10 protein-coding genes, 1 tRNA gene, 1 other RNA gene and 1 pseudogene are annotated in these 9,383 nt (G+C 69.4%); 9 read left to right on the forward strand and 4 right to left on the reverse strand.

Translation table 11 applies throughout. The annotated features are described in order from the left end of the window. Both ACFP1Z_RS33350 and ffs read right to left on the reverse strand, forming a co-directional pair. Positions 1-1,400 (reverse strand): DNA polymerase III subunit gamma and tau (locus ACFP1Z_RS33350; RefSeq protein ID WP_390321813.1); only part of this gene is annotated, 1,400 nt, incomplete at its 3' end. Positions 1,401-1,506: 106 nt separating this feature from the next. Continuing rightward, an RNA gene (ffs, locus tag ACFP1Z_RS33355) (signal recognition particle sRNA small type) lies at positions 1,507-1,601 on the reverse strand. A 111-nt stretch (positions 1,602-1,712) separates the two neighbouring features. On the opposite strand from ffs, the gene ACFP1Z_RS33360 reads away from it, so the two are divergent. Both ACFP1Z_RS33360 and ACFP1Z_RS33365 read left to right on the forward strand, forming a co-directional pair. Beyond that, a tRNA-Ser gene (locus ACFP1Z_RS33360) sits at positions 1,713-1,800 on the forward strand. A 356-nt stretch (positions 1,801-2,156) separates the two neighbouring features. After that, on the forward strand, positions 2,157-2,708 hold the full coding sequence (locus ACFP1Z_RS33365) for an HD domain-containing protein (protein ID WP_390321815.1): 552 nt from the start codon (positions 2,157-2,159) through the stop codon (positions 2,706-2,708). A 6-nt stretch (positions 2,709-2,714) separates the two neighbouring features. Here ACFP1Z_RS33365 and ACFP1Z_RS33370 read toward each other — a convergent pair whose 3' ends face one another. Together ACFP1Z_RS33370 and ACFP1Z_RS33375 are read right to left on the reverse strand one after the other, a co-directional pair. Beyond that, entirely contained in the window at positions 2,715-3,182 is a 468-nt protein-coding gene (locus ACFP1Z_RS33370; RefSeq protein ID WP_390321817.1) for an NUDIX domain-containing protein, read from the reverse strand. 2 nt (positions 3,183-3,184) lie between these two features. After that, a complete protein-coding gene (locus ACFP1Z_RS33375; protein ID WP_390321819.1) occupies positions 3,185-3,928 on the reverse strand; it encodes an XRE family transcriptional regulator in 744 nt (247 codons plus the stop codon). A gap of 110 nt (positions 3,929-4,038) precedes the next feature. On the opposite strand from ACFP1Z_RS33375, the gene ACFP1Z_RS33380 reads away from it, so the two are divergent. From ACFP1Z_RS33380 to ACFP1Z_RS33405, 7 genes and pseudogenes are all read left to right on the forward strand, one after another. Then, a complete protein-coding gene (locus tag ACFP1Z_RS33380) occupies positions 4,039-4,731 on the forward strand; it encodes an HAD family hydrolase (protein WP_390321822.1) in 693 nt (230 codons plus the stop codon). A gap of 673 nt (positions 4,732-5,404) precedes the next feature. After that, positions 5,405-5,611: pseudogene (locus ACFP1Z_RS33790) on the forward strand (DUF7848 domain-containing protein); the annotation flags it as partial. Between the two features lie 64 nt (positions 5,612-5,675). After that, positions 5,676-5,924 carry a hypothetical protein gene (locus tag ACFP1Z_RS33385; RefSeq protein ID WP_390321824.1) on the forward strand — a complete coding sequence of 83 codons (249 nt, stop codon included), beginning with the start codon at positions 5,676-5,678 and terminating at the stop codon, positions 5,922-5,924. Positions 5,925-6,157: 233 nt separating this feature from the next. Then, a complete protein-coding gene (locus ACFP1Z_RS33390) occupies positions 6,158-7,297 on the forward strand; it encodes a hypothetical protein (RefSeq protein ID WP_390321827.1) in 1,140 nt (379 codons plus the stop codon). Beyond that, entirely contained in the window at positions 7,290-7,910 is a 621-nt protein-coding gene (locus tag ACFP1Z_RS33395; RefSeq protein WP_390321829.1) for a cyclodeaminase/cyclohydrolase family protein, read from the forward strand. The genes ACFP1Z_RS33390 and ACFP1Z_RS33395 overlap by 8 nt, the downstream gene beginning before the upstream one ends. Next, entirely contained in the window at positions 7,907-8,752 is an 846-nt protein-coding gene (locus ACFP1Z_RS33400; RefSeq protein WP_390321831.1) for a bifunctional 5,10-methylenetetrahydrofolate dehydrogenase/5,10-methenyltetrahydrofolate cyclohydrolase, read from the forward strand. Before ACFP1Z_RS33395 ends, ACFP1Z_RS33400 begins: the two co-directional genes overlap by 4 nt. A gap of 177 nt (positions 8,753-8,929) precedes the next feature. Continuing rightward, complete coding sequence (locus tag ACFP1Z_RS33405) at positions 8,930-9,289, forward strand: hypothetical protein (protein ID WP_390321833.1); 360 nt, start codon at positions 8,930-8,932, stop codon at positions 9,287-9,289. Positions 9,290-9,383 lie beyond the last annotated feature (94 nt).

Below are 9,383 nucleotides of genomic sequence, written 5' to 3' on the forward strand. Positions count from 1 at the left end.
GTGGGCGCGGGCTGCTGGGGGGCGGGCTCGGGGACCGCCGGGGCGGGGCGGGCCGCCACAGGGGCGGCCGGGGCTGGCGCAGGCTGGACCGGCGCGGCCGGGGCCGTGGCCGCGGCGGCCGCGAGGGCGGCGGCGGGCCCGGAAAGCCCGGCGCCCGGCCCGGCCATGGAGTCCGGGAGGTCGATGTCGTGCGCGGTCGGGCCGGGCACGTACCCCGCGGCGGGAACCACGGGAGCCGTCACCATGCCCCGCTCCAACCGCTCCAGTCGCGCCCGTACGGACCGCTCGTCGTCGAACGCGGCGGGCAGCAGCACCCGCGCGCAGATCAGCTCCAGCTGCAACCGCGGCGACGTGGCGCCGCGCATCTCCGTGAGCCCCTCGTTGACGAGGTCGGCGGCACGGCTGAGCTCGCCGGCCCCGAAGACGGACGCCTGGGCGGACATCCGCTCCACGACATCCGCGGGAGCGTCGATCAGCCCCTTCCCGACGGCGTCGGGCACCGCCGCCAGGATCACCAGATCCCGCAGCCGCTCCAGCAGATCGGCGACGAACCGGCGGGGATCGTTGCCCCCCTCGATGACCCGGTCGACGACCTCGAAGGCCGCGCCCCCGTCACCGGCGGCGAACGCGTCCACGATCGCGTCGAGCAGGGAACCGTCCGTGTAACCGAGCAGGGACGTCGCCATGGCATACGTCACACCGTCCGCACCGGCACCGGCGAGCAGCTGGTCCATCACGGACATCGAGTCACGCACGGACCCGGCACCGGCCCGCACGACCAGCGGCAGCACCCCGTCCTCGACGGGAATCCGCTCGCGCTCACAGACCTCGCCCAGATACTCACGCAGCGTCCCCGGCGGCACCAGCCGGAATGGATAGTGGTGCGTACGCGAGCGGATCGTCCCGATGACCTTCTCGGGCTCGGTCGTGGCGAAGATGAACTTCAGGTGCTCCGGCGGCTCCTCGACGACCTTCAGCAGGGCGTTGAAGCCCGCCGAGGTGACCATGTGGGCCTCGTCGATGATGTAGATCTTGTACCGGCTGGCGGCGGGCCCGAAGAAGGCCTTCTCCCGCAGCTCACGCGCGTCGTCGACACCACCGTGGCTCGCGGCGTCGATCTCGATCACATCGATGGACCCGCGCCCGTTGCGCGCGAGGTCGCGGCAGGACTGACACTCCCCGCAGGGCGTGGGCGTCGGCCCCTGCTCGCAGTTCAGACAGCGGGCGAGGATGCGCGCGCTGGTCGTCTTGCCGCAGCCGCGCGGGCCGCTGAACAGATACGCGTGATTGACCCGGTTGTTCCGCAGCGCCTGCTGCAACGGGTCGGTGACATGCTCCTGCCCGATGACCTCGGCGAAGGACTCGGGGCGGTAACGGCGGTAGAGCGCGAGGGACGACACACCTACGACGATATAGGCCCCCACCGACAAGTGAGCTACCCCACAGTCAGGGCCCCCTCCAGCCCCCTGGGCCCCACCCGGCACACCCCGGATCCCCCCAGAAAACACAAGGGCCCCTCACGCACCCGCCAGAGCTCACTTACCCTTGCTGCCTTCCGGCCCTGGGGGAGTTGGGTGAGATGACGCCACGCGAGGGGCTTGCCTCCCACTCTAGCCGACCCCCGACCCCCCTGTGACCACCCTCCCTCCCCCCACCCACCCCACCGACCCGAGGTTCGCGAGCACTCCCCAACGTCTTGTATTGTTTGCGGCGGAGGATTCGCCTAGAGGCCTAGGGCGCACGCTTGGAAAGCGTGTTGGGGGCAACCCCTCACGAGTTCGAATCTCGTATCCTCCGCCAGTGCCTCACCGGGCACGTTGTCGAAGGGGCCCGCTGCTTGCAGCGGGGCCCTTCGACGTTCCTCAGCCCTCGTTGTCCTGGTCTTTGTCCACAGGGCTGATTCGGGGGCTCCCCGGGTCGCCGCTCCGATTTTCGGGGCCGCGTCCTCGAGCAGGCCGCCAGGCACATGGAGGTACCGCACCCGCATCCGCACGGCCTGGCCGGTTTCCACCTGGCACACCCAACAGCACGGGCCGCAGCCCATCCCCCTGAACACTGGCCTCCCAGACACCGTTCGCTTCCCCCTGACTCGATCATCGGGCCGGAGAGAAGCGAACAACCTGCCGCAACAAGGTCCGACACGTAATCTCAAGTCCATGTCGCCGGACCAGGCATTCGAGCTGTCGCGTTCGCTCCTCGCCGAGCCCCTGCCCCGGCGGTGGGCCCACAGTCAGGGGGTGACGGCCGCAGCGAGACGTCTGGCTCCGATCCTCGGGGATCACGCAGATGTGCTGGTCACGGCCGCTGTCCTGCATGACACCGGCTATTCGCCGACGCTCGTCTCCACCGGCTTCCACCCGCTCGACGGAGCTCGGTACCTCCGTGGCCACGGCCAAGCGGACGAACTGGTCGTGCGGCTCGTGGCCAACCACTCCTTCGCCCTGCTGGAGGCGGAGGAACGGGGCCTTCGGGAGTCGCTGGAGGCCGAGTTCCCCCTGCCCGACCAGGGGGCCCTTGTCGACGCGCTCGTGTACTGCGACATGACGACGACGCCGGCCGGGGAGCCGACCTCTCACGGTGAGCGCATCACCGAGATCGTCGGGAGGTACGGACCGGACAGCGTCGTGGGTCGGTTCATCCGCCGGGCGGAGCCGGAGATCGGGAAGGCTGCGGAGCGCATCGAGTCCCGTCTTGCCGAGTGCCGCTGACGCCGTTCACATGACGTGCGGGTACTCGCCTCGCAGGAAGTGACCGATCTGCAGGCGCATGGAGACGTGGATGTCGAGTTCGTCGAGCTCTCCCGGGAGCACCCAACGCACCCCGTCCGCCTCCTCGTTGACCGTCGGCGTACCGCCTACCGGTTTGCCAATGTACGTGACTTCGTACGCCTGCCTGATCTCCCCGTCGCTGTAGGCGACCACGTGTCCGGGCGGGGAGTAGACGCCCAGCAGTCCGGTGACCTCCGCGACGATCCCGGTCTCCTCCTCGCACTCGCGGACCGCGCACTGGGCGGGCGACTCGCCGATGTCCTGCACGCCGCCGGGCAGAGCCCACTGGCCCGTGTCGCGGCGCCGCTGGAGGAGGATCGCGCCGTCCTCCCGCGCCACCAACAAGTTCGAGGCGGGGATCAGCGTGTTCGGCTTCGGGGCCGCGGGGTCGTTCCAGTACTCGGTGCGGGCCACGCTCACACTCCTGACTCGGGATTCCAGGGCTTCGCCGTGCTCCACACGGCGTCGAAGCTGCCGACATAGTCATCGAACCAGCCTTCGCCGCACCGCTGGAGGTGGAACAGCGGATTGGCGCTCGCGGGCCGGCCCCAGATATGGGGGTTGGCCAAGAGGTTGTCGTCGTAGCGGAACAGGCTGTTGTAGAGGGTGGTGTCGTGCAGACGCACCTCGCAACCAGCATGGGCGACGAGCCCCCGGTAGTACGTGAGCGAAGCCCTGATCTTCGCGCCGAGGGCGTCGCCGATCCCTTCCTCCTCGCCGCGCTGCGCGACGGCGGCCCCGTCCGGATTCCCGAAGCAGAGCCGTACGCTCACGCCCTCGTCGGCGCGCTCGGCGAGCATCGCCGCGATCCGCGGGTTCGTCTGCGCATAGAAGGTCCCGCTGAATACCAGGACGTCGATGTTCGCCTTGGCGCCGACGAGGAGGGACAGCCACACCTCCCGGGGGACGGAGGCGCGGTTGGCGTAGGTCTGGATGAGCTCCGCGTGAGCGGCGTCCTCCGCCCGGCGGCCGGTATTCGGCCACAGGTAGCTCTCTTCCACGCCGAGTTCCTGGCACACGGTGAACCGGTGCCGTTGATGCGGGACTCGCCCCTGGGTGATCCACCGCTGGACGCTCTTGGGGATGACGCCGCACTTCTCGGCCAGCGTGTCCTGGGAGACGCCTCGTTGGGCCATCATCGTGCGCAACCGCGTGTTCACGGGACAATGATGAGGGACATTCCGGGGACACTTCAGCCGTTCACCGAGATCCGTGGATGGCCCCTGGACTCGCTTGTTGCCGCCGGGGGTTACGGCCATAGGCTGATGCGATGCGCCGCCTCGTCTACTGGGACATCGACCACACCCTCATCGAGAACTCCGGCATCTCGAAGGAGACGTACGCCGCCGCGTACGAAGCGCTGACGGGCGAGGTTCCCCGGGCTGCCGCTGTGACGGAAGGCCGGACCGACCGGTCGATCATGCGGGGGCTGTTCGATGCCCACGGCCGTCGGATGCCGTCGTGGTCCGAGGTCGAGGTGGCGTTGGCCCGCGCTGGCTCCGCTCGGTTCGAGGCATTGCAGAAACGTGGCACCGCGCTCCCGGGCGTCCGGGAGGTGCTGAAGGCCGTCGGACGCATGGACGGTGTGGTGCAGTCGGTCCTGACAGGCAACATCCGGGAAAACGCGCTGGTCAAGCTGGCCGCCTTCGGCCTTGACGGGTTTCTGGACCTGGAGGTGGGCGCCTACGGAGCCGACGGCGACGACCGGGCGGAGCTCGTACCCGTCGCACGAGCGCGCGCGGCCCATGCCTACGCAGAGGTGGATGAGCGGACGCCGATGGTCCTAGTCGGAGACACCCCCCGGGATGTTGCCGCGGCCTTCGACAGCGGCGTGAACATCGTCGCGGTCGCGTCCGGTGTGCACGACGACGCCGCCCTTTCAGCCGCTGGGGCCCCGTTCGTCCTGGCCGACCTTCAGGAGACAGACGCCGTGCTTGAGGCCATCGAACAGGCCCTCGCGTAGGGACATTTCCCGGGACATCCCCATGTCCCGAGGACGTTTCGAGATTCCCCTTCAGGTGGTTACCCCGTCCCACCGGGTGAGCCGATGATCACCCCGTCCAGCAAGCGACGAATCGGTGACCGCCATGACGCGAAGGAACCTCCCGCAAGATCGCCCCGCCCTGCCCGGACGGGTCGCTCGAGGCGTGCCCGTACGCGACGCCAAGCGGCGCCGGGTCGGGATCATCCGCGGGATCGGTGACCCGGTCCGCTTCTCCGACGACCCGCTGTCGCGCTGCGTCTGGCTCCTGCCGCCCGGAGGCGGGTTCGAATGGCGGGCCGCCATCGATGAGATCGAGAGGTACAAGGGGGCCAACGGTGATGGGAAAGGTGCCGGTGCCATGGGGGATGGAGCAGGTCGCCGTCTCCCCGGAGAAGGTCAGGGAGGGCGACTGGGTTCTTGCACGGGGGCGCGTGGCATCGCGTGATGGACATGCGTCGTTCGGAGCACGGCCGAGTCCTCCACTTCAAGGGCCACCCGCCCAAGACGGTGGACGGCCCTCTCACCGTCGCCCGGAAGAAGACCTTTACCGCCTCGCGGGCGAAGCGGGGCACCGCGCGGTGAGCGAGCCCTACGAGGGCACTCCGAGGCCACACCCACTCCAGTCGGAAGCAGGTGCGCCATGACCACCGCAATGGTGAGGACCTGCGAGACCGCGCAGGGCCTGCGCTGCGTACGAAGCGTGTGGCGGTTCGTCCTCCACCGCATCGTCCTGCACCCCGAAACCGTGACCTACGGGGCCCGTTGCATGGCCTGCGACTGGAAGACCGATGGCGCGGACGACCCGTCGCCCGTCCAGCTCGCCTGCATGAAACACACCGGCCGGCACGAGGAGCACACCGCTTTCTGGACGTACTGCCGAGCCATGTCCTATGTCCAGCGCGCGGAGAAGGAGGACGACACCGGTGACGAAAGCCGACCGACCGGACCTGGAGAGAGCCTGGCGACACGTGGTGACCACCCCGCTGGGTCCAGGCCCCGGCCCCGACTACGCCGCCCCGCCCGACGCGCCGGGACCGTCCTGTCCGTTCTGCCGCCGGATCGACGCCGACCTCGCGCAGGCCGTACGGAGCGGCGACGTGATGGCTGAGACGCGGATCGCCCGGCAGCGCGCGGCGCACTGGTCGAGCATGCACCCGACAGTCCAGTGGTGAGCCCGCCCCGGTCCGGCCTCAGGAGCGACGACATGCTCTGCCCGCACGGCGGCCACATCCTCAGACCGCTCCACGCGGGCGTGTACCGGTGCAATGAGCACGGGATCACGATCGTCCGCAAACCCCCGTGGCCCCTGGCCGACCTCGCGCCCGCCCGGCCCGAAGACATGACCCTCACACAGGCACTTTCGCAGGCATCCGATTGACCGACCTCCATGGAGGAGGCAGCGAAGGTGAACGACTTCTCCACCTGGGCTTCCACGCTGGTGTCAGCCGTGGACGCCGACAACCTCACCCACCCCGAAGCACGCTGCTGGGACGCCCGCACCCCGCATGCCCTGGCCGGTGCCCCTGCCGTCGTCCTCGACCATGTCGCCCTGGCCTACGAGGACTTCCAGCGCTGCGGCACCTTGCCGCTGGGCAGGCTGCGCTCGGACGCGGTCGTCCACCGGCTGACCGTGCACGAGGACGGCGGCAACGTCCTGGTCGCCCGCATGGTGGTCCCCGGCGGCCCCTGGCCGGGGCATTACGGCCTGGAAGCCGTGGCCTTCACTGCGGAACGCGCCGTGATGCCCGGCTCTTTCCCGTCCTGCGAGGACCGCGGCCAGGCCCTCGCGTTCGGGCGGATCGTGGCTGCGTCGAAGGCGTACACCGCCCGTGCCTCCGGCGGTGCCGTTCTCTTCCCCGAACAGCTCGCCGTCACTTCGCGTCCCGCCCGCCAGTCCTTCGGGGTCGTCTTTCTCGATCGGTTGACCGCCCTGTTCCGCGACCGAGTCCTGCCGCTCATCGACGACCGGCACGAAGGCATGCACGCCTTCCCGCTGCGCAAGCTCCGGCAACTGGCCTTCCTCGCCCATGAGTGGGGCCATCGCCAGGGCCCCGGCGCGGAGCTGACCATACCGTCCCGCGGCCGACGCTTGGCCGCCGTCATCGCCGAACTCCGTGCCGACCTCGAAGCCCTCGCCATGCTGGAGACCTGCTCCGAAGCCTGGGCGCCGTGGGCGGCCAGTGTCCTGATCGCCGATCGCATCGCCCGCGAGGCATGGCTCCGCCGCCCGCAGGCACAGGTGGACGCCATCGCCGCACGCCACCTCCTCGCCCTGCTCCTGCGCCACCGGGCCGTCAGCCTGACGTCCGGCCACCGCATCGTGCTCCATCTCGACCAGGCGACCGTCTTCCTGCACGAAGAGTTGGAGACTGTGCGACGTGTTGCGGAAGAGCTTTCGGCGGGAGAGGCGGGGGCGGTGGGCCGCTATCTTGCGGGGTGCGGCTGGGCCATCACCGACGGGGCCACGTGCTACCGCGAGCTGGAACAGCCCATCGCCCGGTACCTCGGCTACCAAGCTTCCCTGAAGGAGACCGTCCGTGCGTGATCAAGCCATCGAGACGTACCTGAACGAACTCGCGGCCAAGGTCCCGGCCCCGGGCGGGGGCGCCGCAGGAGCCTTGCACGCCGCTCAGGCCGCCGCCCTGGTCACCATGGTCGCCCGCTACAGCACCGGCCCGAAGTACGCCGATCACGAGGAGACGGTCACCCAGGTCACGGAGCAGGCAGACGCCCTGCGCGAGCAGGCGCTCCGGCTCGCCACGGAGGACGCCGCCGCGTTCACTGCCGTCACCGACGCCTACAAACTCCCCAAGGACACCGACGAGGGCAAGGCCATCCGCTCGGCCGCCATCGCGGACGCCCTCCTCGGTGCCGCCCGCCCCGCCGAGGCCACCATCACTTGTGCCGCCGATGTCGTGGCCCTGGCCGAGCAGTTGCTGCCCATCGGCAACCGCAACGTCATCACCGACATCGGCGCCGCGGCCGAGGCGGCACGGGCGGCAGCCGCGACCGCCCGCCTGAACATCGAGATCAACCTCTCCGGCATCAAGGACCCCGATGCCCGGACCGCGCTGCTGCGCTCCGCCGCCCTGGTGGACGCGCTGACCGACCGCACCGAACACATCACCGCCACCGTGCGCAAGGAGATCGCCAGGTGACCGCCAAGCCCCTCTCCGGCAAGGAACTCGCCGCCGCCATCCGCGCGGACATCACCGCCCGGGCCACCCACCTCACCGAGGCCGGCACCCCACCCCGCCTGACCGTGGTGACCGCCACCGAGGACGAGTCCTCCGCCTGGTACGTCTCCTCCATCGCCAAGGCCGCCACAAAAGCCGGAATCACCTGCGACGTCCTCGACCGTGGCCCCGACGCCAGCGCCGACAGCATCCGTCAAACGCTGCGGGAGCTCTCGGCGGACCCAGCGGTGCACGGCATCATCATGCAGACCCCGCTCCCCGACGGCATCCGGCTCGACGACATCGCCGAGGCCATCGGCGTCGAGAAGGACGTGGACGGCGCCAACCCCGCCTCCCTCGGCCGCCTCGCCGTCGGCCGCCCCGCGTTCGCCCCGGCCACAGCCGAAGCCGTGATCGAGCTCCTCGACCACCATGGCATCCCACTTTCCGGCGTCCAGGTCGCTGTCGTCGGCCGTTCCGCCGTGGTGGGCAAGCCCCTTGCCCACCTCCTGATCAACCGTGACGCCACCGTGACCGTCTGCCACTCCCGCACCCGTGACCTGCCAGCCGTCACGGAGCGCGCCGACATCCTGGTCGCCGCCGTCGGCCGCGCCGGCCTCATCACCCCCGCCCATATCGGCAAAGACGTCGTGGTGATCGACGTCGGCACCAACGCCACCGACAACGGCCTCGTCGGCGACGTCGCCCCCGAAGCCGCAGAGACAGCCTCCGCGCTCACCCCCGTGCCCGGCGGAGTCGGCCCCGTCACCACAGCGCTCCTCCTCCGGCACACCGTGCAGGCCGCAGAGCAGCAGCGCGCTTGATCCACCTACTCAGTCAGAGCACGGGGCGCCAGTCGCCCTGACCCGCCCCGTTTACTCTGGCCACCGCTTCCAGCGGCGTGCCACTCTGCTGAAGGCCGAGACCCGCTTCCGTCCGCTCCACGGCCAGTGCGACAGATCCCGTCGATCTTCAATGGGATCACCGGTAGCGTTCCGTCCATGACACCCAACTTTGGAACTGAACTCAGGCAACTGTTAGCCAAGTTGAGCGGCTTCCCCATCGGCGCCGCAGACTACGTCTCCTACTTCGTCAATGACTCTGGGGAGCGCATGGTCTTCGTGCAACAGCAAGGCGAGAGAGCCGCCACCTTGCTGCACTCGGACCTGAATTGGGAGCCCCATCCGGTCACCGGTCCCACCACGACGATGGCCGATACCGCCCCTGAAGAGATGAAGCAGAAACTGAAGAAGGTAAGCATCGACGGCGGGTTACTGGGCACCCCTATGTGCGGAAGCGCAATCCTCGGTCGGGATGAAGCTCAATGGCTAGTGTCTCGTGATCCTTGCAGTGTCACTTGAGGCTCCCTGTCTCGTTGAGCCTGACGTGAACCTCCGCCCCTCCCTTGAACAAGCGGAAGATTTGCGGGAGTTGTTGGCCTCTCGCAGTGTTTCG

The organism is Streptomyces gamaensis, assembly GCF_042656465.1.
Lineage (GTDB): Bacteria > Actinomycetota > Actinomycetes > Streptomycetales > Streptomycetaceae > Streptomyces > Streptomyces gamaensis.

Coding starts and splice junctions, on each gene's coding strand:
- ACFP1Z_RS33405 (WP_390321833.1), top strand. CDS start 8,930: ATGACACCCAACTTTGGAACTGAACTCAGGCAACTGTTAGCCAAGTTG.
- ACFP1Z_RS33365 (WP_390321815.1), top strand. CDS start 2,157: ATGTCGCCGGACCAGGCATTCGAGCTGTCGCGTTCGCTCCTCGCCGAG.
- ACFP1Z_RS33380 (WP_390321822.1), top strand. CDS start 4,039: ATGCGCCGCCTCGTCTACTGGGACATCGACCACACCCTCATCGAGAAC.